This is a genomic window from Streptomyces sp. NBRC 109706 (assembly GCF_000974485.1).
GTDB lineage: Bacteria > Actinomycetota > Actinomycetes > Streptomycetales > Streptomycetaceae > Streptomyces.
Window position 1 is genome coordinate 400,203 of sequence record NZ_BBOM01000008.1, and the last position, 24,431, is coordinate 424,633.

At 73.3% G+C, this 24,431-nt stretch carries 21 protein-coding genes; 15 read left to right on the plus strand and 6 right to left on the minus strand.

Annotation, left to right across the window (positions count from 1 at the left end; translation table 11 throughout):
• Positions 1 to 179 precede the first annotated feature (179 nt).
• The 8 genes from AOM46_RS18890 to AOM46_RS18925 all read left to right on the plus strand — a co-directional run bounded on the left by AOM46_RS18890 (position 180) and on the right by AOM46_RS18925 (position 9,043).
• Positions 180 to 986, plus strand: coding sequence for a DeoR/GlpR family DNA-binding transcription regulator (locus AOM46_RS18890; protein WP_234313853.1), 807 nt, complete (start codon positions 180 to 182; stop codon positions 984 to 986).
• 211 nt (positions 987 to 1,197) lie between these two features.
• On the plus strand, positions 1,198 to 2,694 hold the full coding sequence (locus AOM46_RS18895; protein WP_062213441.1) for an FGGY-family carbohydrate kinase: 1,497 nt from the start codon (positions 1,198 to 1,200) through the stop codon (positions 2,692 to 2,694).
• Entirely contained in the window at positions 2,687 to 4,162 is a 1,476-nt protein-coding gene (locus AOM46_RS18900) for an FGGY-family carbohydrate kinase (protein WP_062213443.1), read from the plus strand. Before AOM46_RS18895 ends, AOM46_RS18900 begins: the two co-directional genes overlap by 8 nt.
• A 67-nt stretch (positions 4,163 to 4,229) precedes the next feature.
• A complete protein-coding gene (locus AOM46_RS18905; protein WP_078856960.1) occupies positions 4,230 to 5,279 on the plus strand; it encodes a 2-hydroxyacid dehydrogenase in 1,050 nt (349 codons plus the stop codon).
• Positions 5,276 to 5,890 carry a histidine phosphatase family protein gene (locus AOM46_RS18910; protein WP_062213445.1) on the plus strand — a complete coding sequence of 205 codons (615 nt, stop codon included), beginning with the start codon at positions 5,276 to 5,278 and terminating at the stop codon, positions 5,888 to 5,890. The genes AOM46_RS18905 and AOM46_RS18910 overlap by 4 nt, the downstream gene beginning before the upstream one ends.
• A 12-nt stretch (positions 5,891 to 5,902) precedes the next feature.
• Positions 5,903 to 6,979, plus strand: a complete 1,077-nt coding sequence (locus AOM46_RS18915; protein ID WP_062213447.1) for a substrate-binding domain-containing protein — start codon at positions 5,903 to 5,905, stop codon at positions 6,977 to 6,979.
• Positions 6,979 to 7,794, plus strand: coding sequence for an ATP-binding cassette domain-containing protein (locus AOM46_RS18920; RefSeq protein ID WP_062213449.1), 816 nt, complete (start codon positions 6,979 to 6,981; stop codon positions 7,792 to 7,794). Before AOM46_RS18915 ends, AOM46_RS18920 begins: the two co-directional genes overlap by 1 nt.
• Complete coding sequence (locus AOM46_RS18925; protein WP_062213451.1) at positions 7,787 to 9,043, plus strand: ABC transporter permease; 1,257 nt, start codon at positions 7,787 to 7,789, stop codon at positions 9,041 to 9,043. The genes AOM46_RS18920 and AOM46_RS18925 overlap by 8 nt, the downstream gene beginning before the upstream one ends.
• A 61-nt stretch (positions 9,044 to 9,104) precedes the next feature.
• Here the strand turns inward: AOM46_RS18925 and AOM46_RS18930 are convergent, their stop codons facing one another.
• Genes AOM46_RS18930 through AOM46_RS18940 form a run of 3 tightly spaced genes read right to left on the minus strand, consistent with a single transcriptional unit; the run spans position 9,105 to position 12,480 of the window.
• On the minus strand, positions 9,105 to 10,004 hold the full coding sequence (locus AOM46_RS18930; protein ID WP_107080111.1) for a CPBP family intramembrane glutamic endopeptidase: 900 nt from the start codon (positions 10,002 to 10,004) through the stop codon (positions 9,105 to 9,107).
• Complete coding sequence (locus AOM46_RS18935) at positions 10,001 to 11,599, minus strand: ABC transporter permease (RefSeq protein ID WP_062213453.1); 1,599 nt, start codon at positions 11,597 to 11,599, stop codon at positions 10,001 to 10,003. Before AOM46_RS18935 ends, AOM46_RS18930 begins: the two co-directional genes overlap by 4 nt.
• Positions 11,596 to 12,480 carry an ATP-binding cassette domain-containing protein gene (locus AOM46_RS18940; protein WP_062213455.1) on the minus strand — a complete coding sequence of 295 codons (885 nt, stop codon included), beginning with the start codon at positions 12,478 to 12,480 and terminating at the stop codon, positions 11,596 to 11,598. Before AOM46_RS18940 ends, AOM46_RS18935 begins: the two co-directional genes overlap by 4 nt.
• Before the next feature lie 133 nt (positions 12,481 to 12,613).
• Here AOM46_RS18940 and AOM46_RS18945 point away from each other — a divergent pair, with 133 nt between their 5' ends.
• From AOM46_RS18945 to AOM46_RS18960, 4 genes are all read left to right on the plus strand, one after another.
• A complete protein-coding gene (locus AOM46_RS18945; RefSeq protein WP_067226360.1) occupies positions 12,614 to 13,858 on the plus strand; it encodes a sensor histidine kinase in 1,245 nt (414 codons plus the stop codon).
• Positions 13,855 to 14,529: a response regulator transcription factor gene (locus AOM46_RS18950; protein ID WP_062213458.1), complete on the plus strand. Its 675-nt coding sequence runs from the start codon at positions 13,855 to 13,857 to the stop codon at positions 14,527 to 14,529. Before AOM46_RS18945 ends, AOM46_RS18950 begins: the two co-directional genes overlap by 4 nt.
• A 94-nt stretch (positions 14,530 to 14,623) precedes the next feature.
• Positions 14,624 to 15,481 (plus strand): maleylpyruvate isomerase family mycothiol-dependent enzyme, encoded by an 858-nt coding sequence (locus AOM46_RS18955; RefSeq protein WP_062213461.1) that lies wholly within the window; start codon positions 14,624 to 14,626, stop codon positions 15,479 to 15,481.
• Positions 15,482 to 15,530: 49 nt separating this feature from the next.
• Complete coding sequence (locus AOM46_RS18960) at positions 15,531 to 16,505, plus strand: CehA/McbA family metallohydrolase (protein ID WP_078856961.1); 975 nt, start codon at positions 15,531 to 15,533, stop codon at positions 16,503 to 16,505.
• A 32-nt stretch (positions 16,506 to 16,537) separates the two neighbouring features.
• On the opposite strand, the gene AOM46_RS18965 is transcribed toward AOM46_RS18960, so the two are convergent.
• Genes AOM46_RS18965 through AOM46_RS18975 form a run of 3 tightly spaced genes read right to left on the minus strand, consistent with a single transcriptional unit; the run spans position 16,538 to position 20,808 of the window.
• Entirely contained in the window at positions 16,538 to 17,635 is a 1,098-nt protein-coding gene (locus AOM46_RS18965; protein WP_062213464.1) for a PQQ-binding-like beta-propeller repeat protein, read from the minus strand.
• A gap of 46 nt (positions 17,636 to 17,681) precedes the next feature.
• Positions 17,682 to 19,877, minus strand: a complete 2,196-nt coding sequence (locus AOM46_RS18970; protein ID WP_062213466.1) for a bifunctional serine/threonine-protein kinase/ABC transporter substrate-binding protein — start codon at positions 19,875 to 19,877, stop codon at positions 17,682 to 17,684.
• A 49-nt stretch (positions 19,878 to 19,926) separates the two neighbouring features.
• Positions 19,927 to 20,808, minus strand: a complete 882-nt coding sequence (locus AOM46_RS18975; RefSeq protein ID WP_199824002.1) for a hypothetical protein — start codon at positions 20,806 to 20,808, stop codon at positions 19,927 to 19,929.
• Between the two features lie 364 nt (positions 20,809 to 21,172).
• Here AOM46_RS18975 and AOM46_RS18980 point away from each other — a divergent pair, with 364 nt between their 5' ends.
• From AOM46_RS18980 to AOM46_RS18990, 3 genes are read left to right on the plus strand one after another with little or no spacing between them, the layout of a single operon-like run.
• Positions 21,173 to 21,673, plus strand: a complete 501-nt coding sequence (locus tag AOM46_RS18980; protein ID WP_062213470.1) for a hypothetical protein — start codon at positions 21,173 to 21,175, stop codon at positions 21,671 to 21,673.
• Complete coding sequence (locus AOM46_RS18985; RefSeq protein WP_062213795.1) at positions 21,673 to 23,064, plus strand: hypothetical protein; 1,392 nt, start codon at positions 21,673 to 21,675, stop codon at positions 23,062 to 23,064. Before AOM46_RS18980 ends, AOM46_RS18985 begins: the two co-directional genes overlap by 1 nt.
• On the plus strand, positions 23,061 to 24,431 hold the full coding sequence (locus tag AOM46_RS18990; protein WP_062213472.1) for a VWA domain-containing protein: 1,371 nt from the start codon (positions 23,061 to 23,063) through the stop codon (positions 24,429 to 24,431). The genes AOM46_RS18985 and AOM46_RS18990 overlap by 4 nt, the downstream gene beginning before the upstream one ends.

Genomic DNA, 24,431 nt, shown 5'->3' on the forward strand with positions numbered 1-24,431 from the left:
ACGATAGAGCATGTGGTCACGTTGGGTCGTTGCACGATTACTCTGTGCGGATCCGGGGGTGCGGTGCGGTGGGGAGGCGGGCGCCCTCCGATGCGGGAATCGCACATAGAGCCGGGAGCGGGCCCGGTGCCGATGCCGCGTCAACCGGCCGCCCGGGGCGGCGTGCGATGCTGGGGGGCGTGGTCAGTGATCCCTTCGCCGCGGACGGCGCGCGCCGCAATCCCGAGTTGCGCCGGGTGGCCATGCGGCGGCAGGTCGCCGAGGCCGGGTTTGTGCGCGTCGACGTGCTGGCCAGGGAGTACGGCGTCAGCATCATGACGGTCCACCGGGATCTGGACGAGCTGGAGAAGCGCGGCTTCCTGCACAAGGTGCGCGGCGGCGCGACGAGCGCGCCGACCACCACCTTCCACGGTGATCTGGAACACCGGATGCAGGCGCAGGTGGAGGCCAAGTCGGCGATCGCGCGTGAGGTGTTGGCCACCGAGGTGGAGTCGGGGCAGGTGGTCGCGCTGGACGACAGCACCACCTCGCTGATGCTGGCGCGGCTGCTGCCGCAGCGCGCCCCGTTGACGGTGGTCACCCACTTCCTGCCGGTGATCCGGGCGTTGGCCGCCCAGCCGGGCATCGAGCTGATCGGCCTCGGCGGCCGCTATGACGCCTCCTACGACTCCTTCCTCGGCCGCGCCACCGCCGAGGCCGCCGCGGAGCTGCGCCCCGATGTGCTCTTCCTCTCCACCACGGCGGTCGCGGACGGGTTCTGCTACCTCCAGTCGCTGGGCACGATGATCACCCGGCGGGCGCTGATCGCCTCGGCGGCGCGGACGGTCGCGCTGATCGACCACACCAAGTTCGACCGCAGGGCACAGCACCGGCTGGTCGGCATAGCCGACCTCGACCGGGTGGTGGTGGACGACCGCACCCCCGATCTGACGGTCCGTGGGCTTCGGGCGCGCGGCGCCCGGGTCGATGTGGTACGCGGCGCCTGATCCGCGCTGTCGATGGTGCGGTGACTGCGAAGTCATGTGAAGTCAAACCCGATGTGCGGATGGTCCCATCCGGTCAACACCCGTCCCCACCTGCGAATTCGCAAATCGACTCGCGCCGGGCGACCAAGATCAATGTTAAAAGTTGCGAAATTTCTGAGCCCCTGCCTGTAATACGCCTCACTTCGGGCGAGGCCAGGAAGGGGCGCGGCAGGTGACTCTGGACGAACCGATCGCGGTGTGCGTGGACGCCGGCACCACCGTGATCAAGGCGGTGGTGTTCGACGCCGAAGGACGGGAACTCGCGGTGACCAGAAGGGACACCGCGGTACACCACCCCCGGCGCGGACTGGCCGAGCAGGACATGGACGAGGTCTGGCGGGCGGTCGTCGACACCGTGCGCGAGGCGGTCCGTCAGGTGGCACGGCCGGTACGGTTTCTGGCCCTCACCGCTCAGGGCGACGGCGCCTGGCTGGTCGACGAGGCCCACCGTCCGGTACGCCCCGCCGTCCTCTGGAACGACGCCCGCGCCGCCGACGTGGTGCGCGGCTGGGGCGCGGACGGCACCCTGGAGTCGGCCTTCCGGATCAACGCCTCGCTCACCAACGCCGGCCTCCCCAACGCGATCCTGCGGGCCCTGGACGTCGAGGAACCCGCGACCCTGGACCGCGCGCACGCCGTGCTGACCTGCGGCGGCTGGCTCTTCCTACGGCTCACCGGGGTGCTGGGCATCGAGGCGTCCGAGGCGTCGGCGCCCTGGCTCGACCTGCGCACCCGGGCCTACTCGGACCAACTGCTCGACCGGTACGGGCTGACCCACCGTCGCGCCCTGCTCCCCCCGCTGCTGACCGGCGACCAGCGGATGGCCGAGGTCACCGGGGACGTCGCCGAACAACTCGGCGTCCCGGCCGGCACCCCCGTGGTGCTCGCGCCCTACGACATCGTCTCCACCGCGCTCGGCACCGGCACCACCACCCCGGGACAGGCCACCTGTGTGCTGGGCACCACGCTCTGCACCGAGACGATGATCGACGCCCCCGACCCGGACGGTGAACCCTCGGGCCTCACCCTGGACTTCGGGATGCCGGGCCTGCTGATGCGCGCCTACCCGACGCTGGCCGGAACCGGCGTGCTGGACTGGCTGGTCGACCTGCTGGGCCTGGCCGACCACGCCGAACTCTCCGCGCTGGCCGCGCTGGCCCCACCGGGCGCCGAGGGCCTGCGGGTGCTGCCCTACCTCTCCCCGGCGGGGGAGCGGGCACCCTTTCTGGACCCGGCGGCCAGCGGACTGGTCACCGGCATGCTCTTCGCCCACCGCAGGGAACATCTGGCCCGCGCCGTGCTGGAAGGGCTGGCCCATGTCATCAGGGACTGCCTGGCGGCGGCGCCGCACCGGCCGGTGGAGCTGGCCCTGTGCGGGGGCGGCGCCGCCAGCGAGCTGTGGTGTCAACTGATCGCCGATATCACGGGAGTTCCCGCCGTGTGCACCGAGGACACCCAGGTCGGGGCGAAGGGCGCGCTGCTCTTCGCGCTGACCCTGCTCGGCGACCATCCCGACCTCACCACCGCCGCCGAGGCGCTGGTCCGCACCCGCCGGCGGTTCGAACCGGAGCCCGCGACCCGCGCCCTGCACGACCGTGAGCACGCCGAGTTCCTGGCCACCAGGGAACTGGCCGCCGCCCGGTGGAGCGATTGGCGGACCCATGACTGAGCCGCTGTGGATCGGCGTCGACCTGGGTACCCAGAGCGTGCGCGCGCTGGCCGTCGACGAGGAGGGACGGCAGATCGCCGCCGCCTCCCGGCCGTTGACCGGCCGGCGGAGCGGGCCGCGACACGAGCAGGATCCGGCCGACTGGTGGCGGGGGACCGTCGAGGCGCTGGCCGAGCTGACCGCGAACCTGGCCGGCCGGCCCGTCGGCGCGCTCGCCGTCTGCGCCACCTCCGGAACGGTGCTGCTCACCGACGCCGACGGCACCCCCCGCACCGCGGGGATGATGTACGACGACACCCGCGCCGGGGCGTTGGCCGCCGAGGCCCAGGAGGCGGGCGCCGCCCTCTGGTCGCGCCTCGGCTACCGGATGCAGCCGGCCTGGGCGCTGCCCAAGCTGCTGTGGTGGCGGGACGCCGGCCTGTTGACCGGCGGCGCGCGACTGACGCACCAGCCGGATGTGATCGCCGCCCGGCTCGTCGGCCGCCCCGTCGCCAGCGATTCCAGCCATGCGCTGAAGACCGGTTACGACCTGATCGCCGGCGGCTGGCCGACGGAGATCCTGGACGCGCTGCGCCTCGACCCGGCGGCGTTGCCCGAGGTGGTCCGGCCCGGCAGCGTCCTGGGCACCGTCGCCGCCGAGGCCGCCGCGCTCACCGGACTGCCGGTCGGCACCCCGGTGATCGCCGGCATGACGGACGGCTGCGCGGCCCAACTCGCCGCCGGCGCACTGGACATCGGGCAGTGGAACGCGGTCCTCGGCACCACCCTGGCGTTCAAGGGCGTCAGCGCGGCGCTGCCCCACGACCCGACGGGCGCCGTCTACTCGCATCGGGCGCCGCACGGCGATCTGTGGCTGCCGGGCGGCGCGTCCAGCACCGGCGCCGGCGCGATCCGCGCGCTCTTCCCCGACGCCGACGAAGCCGCCCTGGCCGAGCTGACCAGCGCCGCCGCCCGGGTGACCGAGGTCCCCGTCTGCTATCCGCTGGTCGGCGAGGGCGAACGCTTCCCCTTTGTACTGTCGACCGCGCGCGGTTTCCTGGGCGAAGGACCGCTGGCGTCGGACGGGGACGCGCCCACCGTGTTCGCCGCCGTCCTCACCGGGGTCGCCCATGTCGAGCGGCTTTCGTTCGCGCTGCTCGCGCAGGCCGGCGCCGATGTGGGGGGCCCGGTCGCCTTCACCGGCGGCGGGGCCCGCAACGACTGGTGGAACCAGCTGCGCTGCGACATGCTCGGCGTCCCCGTCTGGCTGCCGGAGAACCCCGAGCCGGCGCTCGGCATGGCGGTGCTCGCCGCCGGCGCCGTCTCCGGCGACATCCCGCTCGCCGCCCGACGCCTGGTGCGGGTGCGCCGCACCCTGCAGCCCGACCCCGAACGCACCGCCGCGCTGCTGCCCGGCTACCACGCCTTCGTCGAAGCCCTCGCCGCCCGCGACTGGCTCGATCCGCGCCTCGCCGAGCACCCGGGTTGACCTCCGGGGCAGAAACAGAACACCGAACCAACGGGCAGCCACTCCCAGGAGAGGAAACCAACCGACCGTGAACCAACCGATCCCCGCGCTGGTCGCCGGCGACGACTTCGTGCTGAACCGGCTGCTGGTCGACGCGCTGCACGAGGCCGGCGGCGCCTCGGCCTGGCAGGTACGCGAGCTGGAACTCCCTTGGCCCCATGTGCCGTTCGGCCCGGTCGCCGAGGTGGACGAGGCGTCGGGCTCCGAGGAGGAGATGATCGAGGCGCTGGCCGGCGCACGGGTCTGCCTGACACAGATGGGCCCGCTCACCGAACGCGTCCTCGCCGCCAGCCCCGATCTGGAGCTGTTCGCGGTCTGCCGGGGCGGCCCCGTCAACGCCGATCTGGCCGCCGCCACCCGGCACGGCGTCCGGGTCACCTACGCCCCCGGGCGCAACGCCGAATCGACCGCCGAGCACACCCTCGCGCTGATGCTGGCCGCGATGCGCCGCGTGCCGGAGGCACACGACAGCATGCGCGCCGGCCGCTGGGACAGCAAGCTCTACGCCTATCAGGCCACCGGGTTGGAGATCTCGGGGAGCACCGTGGGCCTGGTCGGCTGCGGCGCCATCGGCGCCCGGGTCGCCAGGGCACTGGTCGCGCTCGGCGCGCGGGTGCTGATCGCCGACCCCTACGCCGATCCGTCGACCCTGCCCGACGGCACCGGGGCGGTGCCGTTGGACGAACTCCTCGCCAACTCCGACGTGGTGTCGCTGCACGCCCGACTCACCGACGAGACCAGGGGGTTGATCGGCGCCGCCGAACTCGCCGCGATGCCCAGGGGCTCGGTGCTGGTCAACTGCGCGCGCGGCGCCCTGCTCGACTACACCGCGCTGGCCGGGGCGCTCGCCGACGGGCAGCTCTTCGCCGCCGGACTCGACGTCTACGACGACGAACCCCTCGCCGCCGACCACCCGTTGCGCCGCGCCCCGAACGTGGTGCTCACCCCGCACCTGGCCGGCGCCAGCCGCGCCGTCGCGCGCCGCGCCGCGCGACTGGTCGCGGCCGAGGCGGGGCGCTGGCTGCGCGGCGAACCCCCGCTGAACTGCGCCAACCCGGCCGTGCTGGCGGCGTCATGAAGGGCCGGCTGCTGCTGGCCCGGCACGCCGAGACCGTCTGGCACCGGGAGAACCGCTACGCCGGCTCGCGCAGCGACCCCGATCTCACCGAACGCGGACTGCGGCAGGTCGGGACGCTGGCCGCCGGCGCCAGGGCCGCCGGCGTGGACGCGGTGGTCAGCTCCGCGCTGCGCCGCGCCGTGCGCACCGCCGAGCCCGCCGCCCGGGCGGTCGGCGTCGAACTCCAACGGGTACCCGAACTGCGGGAGGTGGACTTCGGCGAACTGGAGGGACGTACCAGGGCCGAGGCCGATCCCGAGCGCGTGCGCCGGTTCCTCGCGGATCCGGTGGCGCATCCGTTCCCCGGGGCCGAACCGCCGGTCGAGGCCGCGGCGCGGGTCAGCGCCGCGCTGCGCTCGGTCGCCGAACGGCACCCGGAGAGCACCGTGTTGGTCGTGGCGCACAGCACCGGGCTCCGCCTGGCGCTGTGCGCACTCCTGGGCCTGCCGGTCGCCGAGTACCGGCGGATCTTCCCCCGTCTCGACAATGTCGCGGTCACCGAACTCCGGCTGCCCGACGACCCGTCCAGGCCCGCCTCCCTCCTGTCGCTCAACCGCATACTGCTGGCCTGAAAGGAAAGCACCGTGAGCCGACGATTCCTCGCCCTCTCCCTCACCGCCGTCTTCGCCGTGACCACGGCAACCGCCTGCTCGTCCGAGTCGGAGGAGGGTGGTGGCGGCGGTGGCGGCGACAACGCCAAGATCGCGTTCCTGATGCCCGACATCGCCTCGCCCCGCTACGAGATGTACGACGCTCCGCTCTTCGAGGCGAAGATCCAGGAGCTCTGCGCCGGCTGCGACGTCATCTACCAGAACGCCAACGCCGACGCCTCCCGCCAGCAGGAACAGGCCAACTCGGCGCTGGCGCAGGGCGCCGACGTGATCGTGATCGATCCCGTCGACTCCGACGCCTCGGCCAGCATCGTGAACGCCGCCCGCTCCCAGGGCGTGCCGGTGATCGCCTACGACCGGCCGATCTCCAGCACCCCGGCGGACTACTACATATCCTTCGACAACGAGGCGATCGGCGAGAGCATCGGCCAGTCGCTGGTCGACCATCTCGACGAGACCGGCGCCGAGGGCGGGCTGCTCCAGGTCAACGGCTCCCCGACGGACGCCGCCGCCGGCCTGATCAAGCAGGGCATCCACAACGCGATCGACGACAGCGGCTACGAGCTGCTGGCCGAGTTCGACACCCCCGGCTGGCAGCCGGCCGAAGCGCAGGACTGGGTGGCGGGCCAGATCAACAGGTTCGACGACGCGATAGCCGGCGTGGTCGCGGCCAACGACGGCACCGGTGGCGCCTCCATCGCCGCCTTCCAGGCCGCCGGCGCCTCGATCCCGCCTGTCACCGGGAACGACTTCGAGGTGGCCGCCGCCCAACGCATCGTCGCCGGCTACCAGTACAACACCATCTCCAAGCCCATCAAGATCGTCGCCGAGGCGGCGGCCGAGGTGGCCTGGCAGTTCGTCCAGGGCGAGACCCCCGAGGGGGAGGTCGAGCTGTTCGACACCCCGTCGCAGCTCTTCGAACCCACCGTGGTGACCCTGGAGAACCTGCCCGAGGTGCTGGCCGAATCCGACCAGATGGACGCCTCCGAGGTGTGCACCGCCGAGTACGCGGATGCCTGCACCGAGGCCGGCATCGTCTGGGAGGAGTGATGACGGCCCAGCACCCCGCGAGCGGGGCGCCCGCCACGGCGACCCGGCCGATCCTGGCGCTGCGCGCCATCAGTAAGAACTTCGGAGCCGTCGCCGCGCTCACCGAGGTGGATCTCGATGTCGCCGCCGGCGAGGTGGTCGCCGTGGTCGGCGACAACGGCGCCGGCAAGTCGACGCTGGTCAAGGTGCTCGCCGGCGTCCACCGCGCGGACAGCGGATCGATCGCCTTCGACGAGCGGGAGGTGACCATCACCAGCCCGGCCGACGCGCACGACCTCGGTATCGCGACGGTCTTCCAGGACTTGGCGCTCTGCGAGAACCTCAATGTGATCCAGAACCTCTTCCTCGGCCGGGAGTTGCGCCCCGGCCGGCTGGACGAGGTCACCATGGAGATCAGGTCCTGGGAGCTGCTGCGGCAGCTGTCCGCGAAGATCCCCACGGTGCGGGTCCCGGTCGCCTCGCTCTCCGGCGGGCAACGGCAGACCGTGGCCATCGCCCGCTCGCTGCTCGGCGACCCCAAGGTGATCGTCCTGGACGAGCCGACGGCCGCGCTGGGCGTGGCCCAGACCGCCGAAGTGCTCAATCTGATCGAACGCCTTCGGGAACGCGGCCTGGGCGTGATCATGATCAGCCACAACATGGAGGACGTCCGCGCCGTCGCCGACCGGGTCGTGGTGCTGCGGCTCGGCCGCAACAACGGCGTCTTCGACGCCGCGACCGCCTCGTCCGAGGAGATCGTCGCGGCCATGATCGGGGCGAGCGACAACGTGGTGTCCCGCCGCAGAAACCGAAGGGAGCGACCGGGCGATGAGTGACGTCAAGGCCGCCCAGGAGGCGGCGCCGCTCGACCTGTTGGACGAACGGCTGCGCAAGGGCGAGGGCATCAGGCCGGTGCTGACCGGCATCTGGGACCGGATCCGCTCCGGCGACCTCGGCGCGCTGCCGATCGTCCTGGGCCTGGTGGTGATCGCGGTCGTCTTCCAGTCCCTGAACTCCGTCTTCCTCTCCAGCGCCAACCTGGTGAACCTGCTGATGGAGAGCGCGTCCGTCGGCATCATCGCGCTGGGCGTGGTCTGTGTGCTGCTGGTCGGGCAGATCGACCTCTCGGTCGGCTCGGTCAGTGGCCTGGCCGCCGCGCTCACCGCCGTCACCTTCGTCCGGGAGGGCTGGCCGCTGCCCCTGTCCATGGCGGCGGCGATCGGCGCCGGCGCGGTGATCGGCTGGCTCTACGCCCAGATGGTCACCCGGCTCGGCGTGCCCAGCTTCGTGGCCACCCTGGCCGGGCTGCTCAGCTTCCTCGGCCTCCAGCTCTGGCTGCTCGGCGACACCGGCGCGATCAATCTGCCGTTCGACTCCGATCTGGTGCACTTCGCGCAACTCGCCTTCGTACCCGAGTGGTTGTCCTATCTCCTGGTGGTGGTCGCCGCCGGCTGGCTCTTCGCCACCGGCTACGGCCTGGCGAGGACCCGGCGCGCCGCGGGACTCTCCGCCCGCTCCACCACGCTGCTGGTGGCGCGCAGCGCCAGCGTGCTGGCGGGGCTCGGCTTCGCCGCCTGGTATCTCAACCGGGCCCGGGGCGTCGGCTGGCTCTTCGTCAGCTTTGTCGCCCTGGTGCTGGTGCTCAACTACGCGCTCACCCGCACCTCCTGGGGACGTTCGGTGTTCGCCGTCGGCGGCAACGCGGAGGCCGCCCGCCGGGCCGGCATCAATGTGGGACGCGTCTACACCTCGGTGTTCGTGCTCTGCTCCTCGCTGGCCGCGCTCGGCGGCATGGTGGCCGCCGCCCGGCTGGCGGCGGCCAACCAGTCCAGCGGCGGCGGCGATATCAACCTCAACGCGATCGCCGCCGCCGTGATCGGCGGCACCAGCCTCTTCGGCGGCCGGGGCAGCGCGTTCGCCGCGCTGCTCGGCATCCTGGTGATCCAGTCCATCTCCAACGGGCTGACGCTGCTGGACCTGGACTCGTCGTTCCGCTTCATCATCACCGGTCTGGTCCTGGCGGTGGCCGTGATGCTCGACTCGGTGGCCCGCCGCTCCCGGGTCGCCCACGGCCGCGCCGCCTGAAACGTGCCGCCTGGAGGCGCCGCCTGAAACGTGCCGTGCCGCCCCCCTCGCCGCCGGACCCCTAACGGGCATGGCGGCGGGGGGACTTCCTCGCCCCGCCCCGGAACGCGCCACGCCACAGCAGCCAGCCGCAGAGTACCGCCATGGGGACGATCGGCAGCCAGGTCAGCGTGGTCGCGCCGAGCCCGTCGCCGCCGTCCGGGTCCTCCATCAGAACGGCGAGCAGCAGTGACAGCACCATGTTGTTGCCCGCGTGCGCCAGCGCCGCCGTCCATATGCTGCCGCTGCGGATGAACAGCCAGGCCAGCAGCATCTCCTGCAGCAGGAACGAGACCGTCCAGACCAGCAGACCGGCGCCGACGTTGCCGAACTCCACATAGCCGACAAACGCCAGCGGATAGTGCCACACGGCCCAGATCAGCCCGGTCACCGTGATCGAACGGAGCTGACCGCCGCCGATCCGCGGCCGCAGATAGCTGGTCCAGCCGAACTCCTCGCCCCAGTAGACCGGCGCCAACAGCGGCATCACACTCACCAGCAGCAGGACCGTCAGCCACCAGGGGACGCCCGGCAGGGCATCGCGCAACGGGGCGAGATCACCGTCCCACAGCCCCAGCAGCACGGCCGTGCCCGCCGCACCGGCCGTGATCGCCAACGGGCCCAGCCAGGCCGCGACATAGTAGGGCCAGGCGCCGCGCAGCCGCAGCCCGAGCCCCGCGTCCGCGAAGCCCTCCCGGGTCACCCAGCGCCGCGCCACGATCGCGCCCAGCGCGGGCATGAAGGCGAACGGCAGCTGCACCAGGGGATTGACCAGGGACTGGCCCAGGGCGTTGGCGCCCAGCACCCACAGCCAGCCGCCGCCGAAGGCGATGGCGAAGAAGGCCACCAACCCCCTGCGCCTCGCCCTGTCGGACGGCGTCGGGGCGGCGTCGGGCGTGTCCAGGAGCGGAACGGCGGTCATCGGCGGAACCCCTTCTCCGAGTCGGCGCGCTGTCGGGCGGCACCGGTGAGCAGAACAATGGCGAGCAGCAGCAGGGCGATCCCCACGAAGACGGCCGGATGCGGCCCCGCCGGGCGCCCGTCGTCCCGCACCGCGCCCATGAAGTCGAGCAGCGGCAGACCGTTGGCCGTCATGTACCAGACCGGCAGGTAGACGGCCTGGAACGCGCGGCGGGTGCGGCTGAGGGTGCCCAGCGCGAGCGCCAGGGACGGCACGAACAGCACCCCGCCCACCCAGGCGGCGACCCCGGCCCCGTCGCCCGCCGCCACCAGCCGGACCAGCGCGGTCAGTCCCGTCGCCGCCGTCAGGGCGAGGCCGGCGCACCACTCCGCCAGGGTCCGCCGCACCACGGAGGGGCAGGCGTCCAACAGCACGGCGACGCCGTGCTCGTGGCGCTGCGCCCCCAGCCGCGACCACACCAGCAGCGGCCACAGCCAGGCGAGCGGCAGCACGATCCGGCTGACCGAGTCGAGCGGGGCGACCAGCGCGGCCAGCGAGACCACCGCGACACCGGCCCACCACCACAGCGGGCCATGCGCCAGCAACCGCGACTCCCCGACGAACAGCCGAGGCAGCGGCCGGCCGAAGGCCGCGGGGGTACGCGGGGGACCGGCGGGGGCGGCCGGGCCCCGCGGCGGCTCGGGCGTGAGCGACGCCACGGCGGTGGCCTTCGGCGCGGTGCGCGACGACGCCCGCCCCGACCTGGCCGGATCGAAACGGTGGAACCACAGCGCCGGCAGCAGGGCCAGCGGCAGCGCGAGCAGTGTCACCGCCAGCCGCCCGGCGAGGAACCAGCCGTCCGGCGTGAAACCGCTCCAGACAAAGGTCCGCAGCGGTTCCTCCACCATGGTGAGGCCCAGGCTGAAGTCCCCACCGGACAGCGACATCCCCTGCCCCGCCAGCTCGTCGCCCATCGAGGCCGCGACCTCGTGCACCCCGGTGCCGCCCAGTGGCGCCGACGGACTCTGACCGCCCACCACCAGCAGCAGCCAGACGAAGAACCAGATGCCGTTGCCCAGGCCCGATCGCAGCACCGGCGTCGTCTCGAACAGCACGGCCGCCGCCGCGGTCACCACCACCATCGGCAGGGTCAGCACCAGGAACGGCAGCAGCAGCGGCACCGGTTCGAGTGTCCGGTCCTCCGCGCGCGCCAGCTGCATGACCACGGCGGTGCCCGCCAGGACGACGGCCATGGAACCGAGCAGCAGCACATTGCTCAGGAACTTCGACGCCAGATAGCGCCACCGACTCAGCGGCGTCGCCGCCAGCAGCTGACCCACGCCCGAGGACTCGTCCCTGGCCACGCCGTTGCGCGCCACATAGAAGCCGCCGAACGTCAGCCAGAGCGTCCCGGCCAGCGCCGTGGCCATCCCGACGTAGTGGCTGTTGTAGAGGCCCCGATAGTCGCCCAGCTGCATGATCACCCAGCGGCTGTCGACCGACGGCACCGCCAGACAGCCGAGCGCGACCGCCCCGGCCAGCGTTACCGCGTAAGCGGGCCGCCGCACCCGGTCCAGGAAGTCCGCGAAGGCCAGCCGGCCCGACGCCCCCCTCACGGCAGCTCCCCGGGCGTGCCCGTCGAGCCGACGACGGCCAGATAGACATCCTCAAGGCCCGGTTCGACCGGTCGTGCGTCGAAGGACGGCGCCCCGTCGGCCAGCACCCGCAGCCGCACCCCGGCGTCCGTGCGGAGCATCCGGCTCACCAGATGCCGGGTCCTGACCATCGGCACCTGCTCGGGTGCGATCGTCAACTCCCACACCCGGCCCGACATCTCGCGCAGCAACTCGCCCGGCGAGCCCCGACGCACCAGCCGACCGCCGACCATCACGGCGATGTCCGAGGCCACCGACTCGATATCGGAGACGATATGGGTGGAGAGCAACACCGCCCGGTCGGCCGCCAGATCGCTGAGCAGATTGCGGAACCGCACCCGCTCCTCGGGGTCGAGCCCGGCGGTCGGCTCGTCCACCACCAGCACCCGGGGATCGGCGAGCAGACTCTGCGCGATGCCGACCCGGCGCAGCATTCCGCCGGAATAGCCGCCCAGCGGCCGCCGGGCGGCGTCGGTGAGATTCACCGTCTCCAGGAGTTCCCCGATACGTGCCCGCGCCGAACGGGCCGAAAGCCCTTTCGCCGCGGCCAGATAGGAAAGGAACTCCCAGGCGTTCAGCTGCGGATGGACGCCGAAATCCTGCGGCAGATAACCGAGCGCGCGCCGCAACGGCTCCGGCTGGGCGACGGCGTCCGCGCCGTCGAACAGCAGGGAACCGCTGCTGGGCCGGGTGACGGTGGCACATATCCGCATCAGCGATGACTTGCCGGCGCCGTTGGGGCCGAGCAGCCCCAGCACTCCGGGGCCCAGACGCAGTGTCATTCCGGAAACGGCGTGTCTGCCGTCCCGATAGACCTTTCCGATATCGATCAGTTCGAGCATGCCGAAACTCTCGCCCAACGGCCCCTACCGGCACATCACGGCCGGGAGGGAATTTCTCTCCCCCGATCGGGGGAGAGAGGAAATGGCCCACCGGGGGAGGTAGTTGTCAGAGCCCACTGCGATACTTCCCGGTGTGCGGATTCTTCTGCGCCCGCTCCGGCGGGCCGACACCTACCGGGGCTGGGCCCTGGCCATGGCGGGGGCGGCCTTCGGCCTCCCGGCCGTGGCCGTCGCGTTCGTGGCCGCCCTCGCCCCGGGCGACTGGGCGAGGGCCACCCGCTGGGCGGCCTTCGTCGTGCTGCTCGCGCTGCTGACCGTGGCCGCCGGCGCCCTGCCCGCCGTCCGGCGCCTGCATGTCCGGTTGGCCAACCGCCTGTTGAACACCGGCCTCCCCGCTCCGCTGCCCCGGGCCGGCTCCGCCTGGTCGGCGGGGATCCGCACGACGGCCTGGCTCGTTCTGCACCAGGCCGTCGGCTGGGCGCTGTTCGCCGGCACCCTGGTCTGTGTCACCAGCGCCCTGGTGTTCACCGGCGTCTGGATAGGCGGCGGGGACGACATCACGTTCTTCAACCTCTCGGTCCATATCGCCGCCGGGCCCGCCGGGGCGTGGACGCCGCCCGTCTCCGCCACGGCCCTCCTGCTGGGCGCGCTGTCGAGCGCCGCGGCCACCCGACTGCTGCGCCGCGCGGCCCCCGCGCTGCTGGGCCACGACCCGGACGAACGGTTCGCCGCCCTCGAAACGCAGATACGCGAGTTGGAACAGCGCAACCTGCTGGCGCGCGAGCTGCACGACTCCGTCGGCCACACCCTCACCGCTGCCACCGTCCAGGCGGCCGTGGCGGGCCAACTGCTGGAGACCGATCCGGCGGCGGCCCGGCGGGCGCTCACCGCCATAGAGGAGTCCAGCCGCAGCGCCCTGGACGATCTCGACCATGTCCTCGGCGTGCTGCGCGAGGGCCGTGCCCCCACCACCCCCGAGCACACCCTCGCCGATCTCGCGCCGCTGCTGGACCGCCTGCGCCACACGGGCACCGACATAGACGCCCGTGCGGAGGGCGATCTCACCCGGCTGCCCGCCGCCGTCTCCCGCGAGGCCTACCGGATAGTGCAGGAGGGCCTGACCAACGCCCTGCGCCACGCCCGCCACGCGCCCGTCACCCTGCGGGTCACCGCCGCCGACGACTGGCTCGCCATCGAGCTGAGCAATCCGCTGCCCGAGCGGCGCATCCCCCGTGCGCCGAGGCCACGCGGTGGGCGCGGGCTCACCGGCCTGGGCGAGCGAGTGCGGCTGCTGCGCGGCGAGTTCACCGCCGGCCGCGACGCCAGGAAGGAGCGCTGGCGGCTCGCCGCGCGCATCCCCCTGCGGCCCGTCTCATGACCGGCGAGCCGCTGACCCTGCTGCTCGTCGACGACGACGAGCTGACCCGCACCGGGCTGCACGCCCTGTTGTCCGCCCAGCCCGATCTGACCGTGGTCGGCGAGGCGGCGGACGGTGCCGAGTCGCTGCCGCTCGTCGAGCGGCTGCGCCCCGATGTCGTCCTGATGGACGTCCGGATGCCCCGCATGGACGGCATCGAGGCCACCCGCCGGCTGCGCGCCGCCGACGACCCGCCGAAGATCATCGTCATCACCACCTTCGAGAGCGACGACTACATCTATGACGCGCTGCGCGCCGGCGCGGACGGCTTCCTGCTCAAACGTGCCCCGGTTCGGCAGATCGCGCAGGCCGTCCGGCTGGTCGCCGCCGGCGACACCCTCCTCTTCCCCGACGCCGTGCGCGGACTGGTCGGCGCACGCGCCGCCCCCGCCGGCCGCCCCCGGCTCCCGGCCCCGCTCACCGGCCGCGAGACGGACATTCTGCGGCTGATGGCCTCCGGCCTCTCCAACCCGCAGATCGCCGACCACCTCACCGTCGGCATGGAGACCGTCAAGACCCATGTCAGCAACGTCCTGGCCAAGCTCGGCGCCCGCAACCGCACCCAGGCCGTGATCTTCGCCTACGAGAGCGGCATCGTCACACCTGGCGAACGCGCGCTCGGCCCGCCATGAGGGCACCCGAAACGAGGCGACCGCTCGACCGGCCCGTTCGGTGGGCCCGTTATTCGGCTGGCCCGGCCCGTCGGGGGGCTGGCAGGCTGCCGTCATGGATGCCCCGACCGCAGACGGAGTGGAACTGCCCTGGCTGGGACCGCCCGTCGACGCCCGTCCCCTGCTGGCACCCGAACTGGCCGAGCTGTGCCGCATGTTGCGCGCGCTGCCGGCCGCCGACTGGCGGGCCCCCGCGGTGCCGGGGTGGACGGTGCGGGATCTCGCCGCGCATCTGCTCGGCGATCTCCAGGGCCGTCTCGGACACGACCTCGAAGGGCGACCGCTGGCCCGGGTCCGCGCCCCCGGCGAGTCGTTGGAGGCATGGATCCACCGGGCCAACCAGGAGTGGATCGACGCCCACGCCGACCTCGCCCCGAGCGCGCTGGTCGACGCCCTGGAGCGCGCCGCGCCCCGCGTCGTCGCCCGGTTCCGGCGGGCCGATCCCCGGGCGCCGGCCGTCGCCGTCTCCTGGGCGGGCGCCGATCCGGCGCCCGCCTGGTTGGACTGCGCCAGGGAACTCACCGAGTACTGGACGCACCGGCAGCAGATCCGGCATGCCGTCGGCCGGCCGACGGATCCCGAACCTGCCGTGCTGGCCGTCGTGTTGGACACCCTGTTCCGCGCGCTGCCGCATACCCTCCGCGACCATCGGGCGCCCGCCGGCAGTCAGCTGGGCGTGCGGGTGCCGGGGCCCGCCGGCGGCGTATGGACCGTGACCGCCACCGGCCGGGGCTGGTCCCTGGCCCCGCCGCCCACCGGCCGGCCGGCGGCCACCGTGGAATGGGACGCGGAGACCGCCTGGCGGCTCTGCACCCGGTCCGTCGACCCGGCCACGGCCCTCGCCCGCGCCCGCGTCACGGGCGACCGGACGCTCGCGGCGGCCGCCGCCCGGATCGTCTCCATCGTCCACTGAGTTCTCCCCCGGCGGGGAACGCACGGCGGGTGGGGGACGTTGCCCCGGCATGACCCGGAGAAACGCCTGGTCGCGCTGGTATCGGGGCGACTGCCACGTGCACTCGACGCACTCGGACGGCACCCTGACGCCCGAGCGGATCGCCGCCGACGCCCGCGCCCTCGGCCTGGACTTCCTCGCGACCACCGAGCACAACACCGCCGCCGCGCACGCCCCCTGGGGCAGGCTCGCCGCCGACGATCTGCTGGTGATCCTCGGCGAGGAGGTCACCACCGACGACGGCCACTGGCTGGCGCTGGGCCTTCCGCCCGGCCGGCTGATCGACTGGCGGCACGGCGCAGGCGACGGGACGCTCGCGCGGCGCCGGCGGGAGGTCACGGACGCCGGCGGGCTGACCGTGGCCGCCCACCCGCACGCGCCCTACCCCACCGGCACCCTGCGCCATCCCTACCCGGGCTTCGACGTCGTCGAGGTGTGGAACGGGCTCTGGTCCTCCGACCGCCCGTGGAACGCCGACAACGAGGCGGCGCTCGCCGACTGGGCGCGCGCCCTCGCCGAGGACGTGCCCCGGGGGCGGTGGCGGCCCGCGATGGGCAACAGCGACGCCCATCTGCCGGACCAACTCGGCGTCCCGCACACCGTGGTGTGCGCCGAGGAGCTGACCGCCGAGGCGATCCTCGCCGGCCTCCGGGAGGGCCGCAGCTGGATCGCCGAATCCACCTCGGTCGAGCTGACGTTCACGGCCCGTGCCCTCGGTCGGTCCGCCGTCGGCATCGGCGAGCGGCTGGCCGTCGGGACGCGGCCGGTCACCGTGCGCGCCGAGGTGCGCGGCGTGCCCGACGGCACGATCGCCTTCCACACCGCGCGGGGCGAGGCGCACCGCGGGTCGCTGCCGGCATCGGGCGTCGGCGAGTCGATGGCCCGTATCCCGCCGGACGGCGCGGAGTTCATCCGCGTCGAGGTGCGCCATCCCTCGGGGGCCATGGCCGCGCTCAGCAACCCGATCGTGCTGGAGCCGGTGTGAGGCGGTGTGAGCCGGTGTGAGGCGGGCCGAGTTCAGGTGGTGAGGGCGATGGCGGTGGCCTGGTCGGTGCCCAGATAGAGGGTGTCGTTCGAGACCGCCAGGTTCAGCACGCTCTCGCCCGGGGCCTCGGCCGCGCCGATCTCGAACTCCCAGCGCACCGTCCCGGTGGCCAGCTCGGCCGCCACCAACAGGCCCGGCTCGGCCGGGTAGTAGACGGTGTCGCCCCGCACGGCGACCGGCAGCAGCTCGCCGGACACCGTCGCCTGCCAGCGCTCCTCGCCGCTCTCCCCGTCCAGGGCGTGCAGGCGCCGTCCGGAGGGGCACGGCGCCAGTACCAGCCCCTCGGCGGCCACGGGATCGATCACCTGCCCCGACACATCGGACGTCCACCCCGGCTCCCCGGAGCGCGCGTCCACCGCGTGCACCCGGCCGCCGGCGGTGCCGACGCACACCAGATCGCCGACGAACGCGGCCGTGGAGACCATGCCCTCGCCGGTGTCGAACGACCAGCGTTCCGCCCCGTCGGCGACCTCCCAGGCCGTCAGCAGTCCGTCGCTGCCGCCCAGATGCACCGCGCCGTCCCGGAGTTGGGGGTCGGCGAAGAACTGTCCCCCGGTGGTCACCGTCCACAGCTCGGCGCCGTCGGCCACCGCGACGGCGCGCACCACCCCGTCCAGGCCGCCGACGAACGCGGTGCCGTCGGCCACGGCCGGCGCCGCCATCACGCCCATCCCCGAGGTCGGCACCCGCCAGCGCTCCTCGCCCCCGGCGGTGTCGAGCGCCACCAGATCGCCGCCGCCGAGCCCGGTGACCAGGAGATCGTCGACCAACGCCGGGCGGCTGGCGCTCGTCCCGGTGGGCGACTCCCACCGGGAGGAGCCGTCCCGCGCGGAGATCGCGTACACCGAGGCCCCGTTGCGTGCCACATAGACGGTGTCGCCGACCTGGACCGCCGGCGCCGCCGAGGCGACGCCGTGCGGGGCGAAGACCCACAGCGGGCTGCCCGGGGTGGTGGGCCGCTCGTCGGGTGTGTCCGAATCGCCGCCACAGGCCGTGGCGACCAGCGCCAGACCGGCCAGGCCGAAGAGGCCACGACGGGACGTCGGAACGGACAGCAGAGGTCGTCTCATGGTGCGCTTAACTCCCAACTGGCGCTCCCCGGTGGGGAGATCGCGGTCAGAACTCGTCCGGGACATCGGAGCCGAGAAAGCGGAACGCGCCGTCCTCCACCCGGTAGAAGAAGACGCCCTCCCCGACGAAAAAGCCGTTCTCCTCCTCGAACGCGTACTCCTTGGCCACACCCTGATGGGCGGTCAGCCGCAGCACCTCGACGATGTCCCGATGATCCACCGAGGCCGTGTCCAAACCTTCGACGCAGCGCGCCAGGACCTCGATCACGTCATAGCCCTCGGCCGCGTACGGCGGCGGCGGCTCGCCATGGTGCTCCTCGAAGACCTGGGCGAACTCGGCGGCGGACGGGGCGGCCAGCGGATCCGTCACCGTGGAGACCACCAGCCAGCCGTCGGCGGCCGGGCCGGCCGACTCGACGAACCGTGGATCGTGCATCGCCTGGGTGCCCAGACAGGGCCCCCGGTAGCCGGCCTCGGCGAGCAGGCCGGCGAACACCGCCGCCGACTCCCAGCCGCCCCCGAACAGCACGGCGCCCGGGAGGTGGCCGACGATCCGGCGTACGGCGTCCCGCAGTTCGGCCTCCCCACCCTCGGCGCGCTCCGGGATCACCTCGGGGCCGCCGCCCAGCAGCCCCGTCCTGGCGCTGCGGGTGATCTCCCAGCCGTACTCGCTGCCGTCGTCCACCAGCACCACCGGGCCCTCCACCGTTCCCGAGGTCAACAGCGTGACGATCGGCCGAAGTTGCAGGGCGTCGATCGGACGGGCCATCGTGTAGACGGCGTTGAGGTTTCCGCCGGCGCCGTCCGTCACGGTGACCACCGACTTGCGGACCCTGGTGTAGGGGTCCATCAGCGCCCTGGTGGCCGCGGGGGAGGTCGCGGCGACCACCGCGACCACCGCGTCGTCGGCGGCGAGCCGTTCCGCGACCCGTACCGCCTCGTCTGCCGAGCCGGCGTCGTCGACGGAGCGCAGCACCAGGTCGAAGGACCGCCGGTCGTCCGCGTTGTGCCGGGCCACCGCGACCTCGGCGCCGCGCAGTTGGGCGTCGGCCGCCTCGGCGAGCGGGCCGGAGAGGTCGGCCTGGAAGGCGACCGTCAACGCGGTCAGCTCCGGCGCCGGGTCCTCGCCGCCGCCCGTGTCCGAGGCGTTCCTGCCGTTCCACCACAGCACCCCGCCGCTGATCCCGGCCAGTCCGAGGCCCGTGCCGAGCAGCCCGAGCAACGCCCGGCGCCGGGTCCTGCCGGGCGCCTGGCTGGGCGGCCCGAACGAGCCCGACGGCGGGTAGGGCGTCTCGCTCCTGGGCGCGCTGGTGGTCTCCAGGCTGTCCACCGCGCCGTGCGGCACCTGCGTCGGCTCGATCGGCGGCAGCGCCAGCATGCCCGCCGAACGCTCGGCTATCAGATGGGTGACCGGCCCCGGCAGCCAGCCGCCGGCGGTCGCGCCGGCATCGCGCCAGGCGGCTTGAAGCGCCCCGGTGCCGGGCCGCACCGAGGGCTCCTTGGCCAGACAGCGCTCCAGCAACTCCCGCAGTGTGCCGGACAGTTGGCCGAGGTCGGGCTCGTTGTGCACGGTGCGGTAGAGCACCGAGGCCACCGGGCCGCCGCCGAAAGGACGGCGTCCGGTGGCGGCGAAGGCCAGCACACAGCCCAGCGAGAACACATCGCTCGCCGGCCCCACCGACCGGCCGCCGGCCTGTTCGGGGGAGAGGAACCCGGGCGAGCCGATCACCGCGTCCGTCGCGGTGAGCACGGTGTCGTCCAGGGCCCTGGCGATGCCGAAGTCGATCAGCCGGGGCCCGTCCGGCGCGAGCAGCACATTGCCCGGCTTGACATCGCGGTGCACCAGACCGGCGGCGTGCACCGCGTCCAGCGCCTCGGCCAGCCGCAGGCCGAGCGTCCGCACGCTCCGCTCGGGCAGCGGCCCGGTCGCCGCGACCGTCGCGTCGAGCGCGGGACCCGGCACGAACTCCGTGGCGAGCCACGGCGCCTCGGCCTCCGTGTCGGCCGCCACCACCGGCACCGCCCAGCGGTTGACGACCTGACGGGCCGCCGCCACCTCGCGCCGGAACCGGCGCCGGAACGACGGCTCGTCGGCGAACTCCGAACGGATCAGCTTGATCGCGACCAGCGTGCCGTCGGTGCCGCGCCCCAGCAGCACGGTGCCCATTCCGCCGGCACCCAGCCGACCCACGCACCGGTAGCGGCCGACCCACGCGGGATCGCCGGGACGCAGGGGCCGCATCAGGCGCCGCCCCCCACCACCGCGCCCGACCGGCCCACGCCGTCCCGCGTCATGTCAGCTCCAGCTCGATCTGGTACAGCACCCGGGCCAGGCCCTCGGCCGCCATCCGCATCAGCTCCATGTCGTCGTGCCCGGGGCCGCCCTTGACGGCGACGGAGGCGGTGACCGGGCCGATGCGGGACTTCACCCACAGATAGGAGTAGGGCACCGGGCTGTCGGGACCGCGCCACTGACCCATCTCGAAGAGCGAGGCGTCCGCGTTCAGCACCTCCTCCTCCGGGTACTCCAGCGACATCAGCCCGGACAGCCGCTGCCCGTCGCCGAGTTCCTGGTCGGGGCAGCGGTAGCTCTCGTCCAGCGTCGCGGCCATCTCCGCGTCGGCTCCGGCGTCGTCGCGGTGCGCCGAGACGGTGACCGTCGCCAGCACCTGCCCGAGGCCGTCGGCGGGCGGCAGCTGGTAGCGGCGGGTGAGCGAGTCGAGCACCCCGTCCGGCAGCTCCGCGCGCGACCAGGTGCAGTCGTCGCCCAACACCGTCCAGGTGGCGGCGACTTCGGGCGGGTCGTCCGGGGTCAGCCCCGGCCACCAGATCTCCGGGTCCACCTGGGCGCCCTCGGTGAGGGCGCGGGCCTCCGTCGCGTCGGTCGGCAGCCGGTCAGGGTTGGGCGTGAAGTCGTACTCGTCCGGCAGCGCGCCGACACCTCCTGCCTCCTCGTCGTCGCCCTCGCCGCCCTCTTCGTCGGGCTGTTCCTCGTCCGGCTCGTCCGGCTCGTCCGGCTCGTCCGTGTCCTCCGAGGTGTCACCCCGGGGCGACTCCCCGGTCTTGCCCGGTTCCCCGTCGGCGTCCGACGTGCCGCAGCCGACCAGCGTGACCGCCAGCAGACCGGCGGCCAGCGCGGTCGCGCGTCTCGGTCCCCTCCGCACCCGACGCATGAGCATCCCCCGTCTTTCGTTGTGTCCGCACCCCTACGGCTGGTGATTCTATGGTTGCCGAACCCCCAGATCAGCGCGCTCATGTCACGGGTGGGTACCGGTCGTGTTCTCGTTCGGATCGCCGCGGCCCCCGCCGAACGGCCCGCGGCCCAGGCGGATTCGGGGCCGTAGGCCGGTCGGGCGCGGCGGGCTCGGCAGCGATTGTCAGTGGCGTGCACCATGCTGTCTTCCGGATCACCGAACGAGGCCGAAGGGCTTTCGTTCGAGGCGGTCAACCCTGTCCTCCCGCACGTCGGTCGCGGTGTCGGGCATGCCGTCTCCCGGGTGGTCCTCCCGTTGAGGCGCAGGTGTGAGCTGGAGGTCGATGATCGTGAACGCGGACACAACCGCGTGGGAGGAACGCGGCACGGTGCGGGTGGTCGAGCCCGTACGGTCCCGCAAGTTGGCGAAGGTCCCCTTCGTCGAGCTGGCCGAGGGACGGCTGCAGGGCGTGGTGTCGAGCGGCTCGGACATCGCCCGGGTCTATGTCTCGGCGATCGCCGCCGACAGCCACGCCCTCAGCTGCGGCACCAACAACAACCGTCCCTGCGGCGGCAGCCACGGCTACGCGTGCAAGCATCTCCAGGCGCTGGTCAAGGAGGCCGAGATCCAGTACGGCGTGGAGCGGGTCGCCCGCTATCTCGGGGTCGAGGTCGGCGAGGACGGCGGCGTGCTCGCCGGGCTGCGGACCGCGCCGGCCGGCGCTCCGGTCGGCGGGGTCTTCAGCCGCTTCCTGCGCCATCTCGCCTATCTGGAACGGGCGGACAGCAAGGCGCCGCTGCCGGAGATGGCGTGGTTCCCGGCGACGGGGGCGGTGGCCGGCTGATGTTCGGTATCCAACTCGCCGAGCTGCTGGGCCAGGAGCCCGCCGGCGCCGACGAGGCCATGGCGGTGGTGACCGGCTGCGACGAGGCCCTGGTCGAGGGCTTCGCCCGGCTGGGCGCCGACCGCGCCGCCGCACTGCGGGTGCTGGCCGGGGCCGTCGCCGCCTCGCCGCTCGGCCCGGCCGTCGCCGAGGCGGTCGAGAAGACCGCCGTCGGCTCCGCGACGGACGAGCATCTCGCCGCCGTGGCCGGCGCCAGGACCGCCCTGCTCGGCGCCCTGCACGACGCCCGACTCGCCTCCCTCGACGCGGCGTTGGGCCGCGCCAGGGAGCCATGGCCGGAGACGGCGGACGGCGTGTGGCAGTCCGAGCCCCGGCTGGCCGGCGCCCGTTCCTGGCTGCGGGAGCTGGCCCTGGTCGGCTGGCGCGGGGTCGGGGACGATCTGGTCTCCTCGGCCGACCCGACGGTCGAGGCCCTGTGGGACGCCCCGGCGACCCGCCGGCTGGCCGTCCTGGTCGACGGCCTCGCCGCCGAGCTGCACGCCCTCGCCCCGCTGGCCACGGCCGAGCGGCTGCCCGTCCGCCGCTGGGCCGATCTGTGGGCCAGGGCCCTGCTGCTCTCCCAGCCGGGACCATGGGATCCGGAGGCCACCGAGGCGACGACGGTCTCCGGCCGGCTGCTGCCGCTGGGCACCGAGATCCACGAACACGGCACCAGCGTGCAGGTCGTGGTGCACGCCCTGCTGGAGCAGGCCGGCGAGACGCAGACGCGGCTGGTGCGGGTCGGCGTCGGCGCGGCCAAGGTCGACACCATCGTCGGCCCCGCCGTCTGGCGCGTGCTGGGGCGCTGTCCGGTGCTGCTGGCGGCGCTCGCCGAGCGCCGCGCGCTGGAGATCGCCGAGCTGCCGCTGCTTGCCTCCGGCGATCTGCGCTGGCACGACGACCGGGCCCGCGCCGGCGAGCCGGCCGATCCGTTCGTCACCGCCAGGGCCGGGCTCCCGGGCGCGCTCGCCTCGCCCGTCCCGCCGCTGGACCGCCATCCGGTGCGGCTGGCGGAGCCGGTGCTGCTGGAGGGATACACCATCAAGGGCGACACCCTTCACCTCGACGGGCAGCAGCTTCCGCTGGCCCTCGAACAGCTGCCGAGCAGCGGCCCGTTGACTCGTCAACTCGTGGCCGCTTCGACGGAGTTGATAGGGCTGCTCGGCTGGGACGGCGGCTGGTCGCTGCGCCCGCTCGCGGTGCGCGCCACCGTCAAGCGCAAGCAGGTCGAGGCGCACAACGGCGACTGGGCGCTCGGCCCGACCGATCCCAAGATCGCCAAGGCCGAGGCCAGGAACGGCGACGCGGTCGCCGTGCTGCGCGAGCGGGCGGGACGGTTGCTGCGCTCATGACCCAGGCAGAGAACCCCCCGACCGGGGCCGACGGCGCGCACGAGGCCGCCGTCACGGCCGCCGAGAACCGCCGTCAGGTCCTCTACTGGCGGATGCTGGCCCGCGTCTTCGACGCCGGCGAACAGCCGAGCCTGGAACAGGCCAGCGTCGCCGTCGTCGACGATATCGGGCTGCCGCCCGCCCTGCTGGACCCGGGCGTCTCCGTGGACAACCTGGTGCAGCGCTTCCCCGAGCTGGCGGACGCCTTCCGCCAGGTGCTCCCCGAGAAGGCGGATTCGCCGGCCGACCCCGAGGACCGGGCGACCCCGGCGGACCCCGAGGACCCGGAGCTGTCGGTGCGCCGCGCCGCCCTGGTCTCCAAGCTGCTGCTCAACACCTTCGCCACCGGCAACGGTTCGGTGACGGCCGGCCAGCTGGCCAGCTGGCAGCAGGACGCGGCCTGGCTGCGGGGCGCCATCGGCGGCGCCGCGCCCGGCGAGGCCGGCGGTCTCGGCGGCATCATCGCTGGCCTTGAGGCCGACCTGATCAAACGGATGCAGCTGCGCGAGGTGCTGGCCGACCCGGCGCGGGCCGCCAGGCTCACCCCCAGCATGTCGCTGATCGAGCAGCTGCTCCGCGACAAGGACAACCTCTCGGGCGTCGCGCTGGCCAGCGCCAAGGCCCTGATCCGCCGATTCGTCGACGAGGTCGCCGAGGTGCTGCGCACCCAGGTCGAGCGGACCACGGTCGGCAGCATCGACCGGTCCGTCCCGCCCAAACGCGTCTTCCGCAACCTGGATCTCCAACGCACCATCTGGAAGAACCTCACCAACTGGAGCCCGGAGGACGAACGGCTCTATGTGGACCAGCTGTTCTACCGGCACACCGCGCGGCGGACCACCCCGTCCCGGCTGATCGTGGTGGTCGACCAGTCGGGTTCCATGGTCGACGCGATGGTCAACTGCACCATCCTGGCCTCGATCTTCGCCGGGCTGCCCAAGGTCGATGTGCACCTGGTCGCCTACGACACCCGCGCGCTCGACCTCACCCCCTGGGTGCACGACCCGTTCGAGGTGCTGCTCCGCACCCGGCTGGGCGGCGGCACCAACGGCACGGTCGCGATGGAGGTGGCCCGGCGGAAGATCGCCGAGCCGGGCAACACGGTGCTGGTGTGGATCTCCGACTTCTACGACAACCCGGCGCTGCTCACCGACTTCCAGTCGGTGCACCGCTCCGGGGTGCGGCTGATCCCGGTCGGCTCCGTCAACAGCTCGGGACGCGGCAGCGTCAACCCGACGTTCCGGCAGCGCCTCAAGGATCTGGGCACCCCGGTGATATCCGGCCATATCCGCAAGCTCGTGTTCGAACTCAAGAACTTTCTCGCCTAG

Bases quoted from the DNA above. Each gene is read 5' to 3' on its own strand.
- AOM46_RS18975 (WP_199824002.1), bottom strand. From the start codon at position 20,808: ATGCGTCGGGTGCGGAGGGGACCGAGACGCGCGACCGCGCTGGCCGCC.
- AOM46_RS18985 (WP_062213795.1), top strand. From the start codon at position 21,673: ATGTTCGGTATCCAACTCGCCGAGCTGCTGGGCCAGGAGCCCGCCGGC.
- AOM46_RS18930 (WP_107080111.1), bottom strand. From the start codon at position 10,004: ATGACCGCCGTTCCGCTCCTGGACACGCCCGACGCCGCCCCGACGCCG.
- AOM46_RS18925 (WP_062213451.1), top strand. From the start codon at position 7,787: ATGAGTGACGTCAAGGCCGCCCAGGAGGCGGCGCCGCTCGACCTGTTG.
- AOM46_RS18965 (WP_062213464.1), bottom strand. From the start codon at position 17,635: ATGAGACGACCTCTGCTGTCCGTTCCGACGTCCCGTCGTGGCCTCTTC.
- AOM46_RS18955 (WP_062213461.1), top strand. From the start codon at position 14,624: ATGGATGCCCCGACCGCAGACGGAGTGGAACTGCCCTGGCTGGGACCG.
- AOM46_RS18920 (WP_062213449.1), top strand. From the start codon at position 6,979: ATGACGGCCCAGCACCCCGCGAGCGGGGCGCCCGCCACGGCGACCCGG.
- AOM46_RS18970 (WP_062213466.1), bottom strand. From the start codon at position 19,877: ATGCGGCCCCTGCGTCCCGGCGATCCCGCGTGGGTCGGCCGCTACCGG.
- AOM46_RS18990 (WP_062213472.1), top strand. From the start codon at position 23,061: ATGACCCAGGCAGAGAACCCCCCGACCGGGGCCGACGGCGCGCACGAG.
- AOM46_RS18950 (WP_062213458.1), top strand. From the start codon at position 13,855: ATGACCGGCGAGCCGCTGACCCTGCTGCTCGTCGACGACGACGAGCTG.
- AOM46_RS18980 (WP_062213470.1), top strand. From the start codon at position 21,173: ATGATCGTGAACGCGGACACAACCGCGTGGGAGGAACGCGGCACGGTG.
- AOM46_RS18940 (WP_062213455.1), bottom strand. From the start codon at position 12,480: ATGCTCGAACTGATCGATATCGGAAAGGTCTATCGGGACGGCAGACAC.
- AOM46_RS18900 (WP_062213443.1), top strand. From the start codon at position 2,687: ATGACTGAGCCGCTGTGGATCGGCGTCGACCTGGGTACCCAGAGCGTG.
- AOM46_RS18910 (WP_062213445.1), top strand. From the start codon at position 5,276: ATGAAGGGCCGGCTGCTGCTGGCCCGGCACGCCGAGACCGTCTGGCAC.
- AOM46_RS18960 (WP_078856961.1), top strand. From the start codon at position 15,531: ATGACCCGGAGAAACGCCTGGTCGCGCTGGTATCGGGGCGACTGCCAC.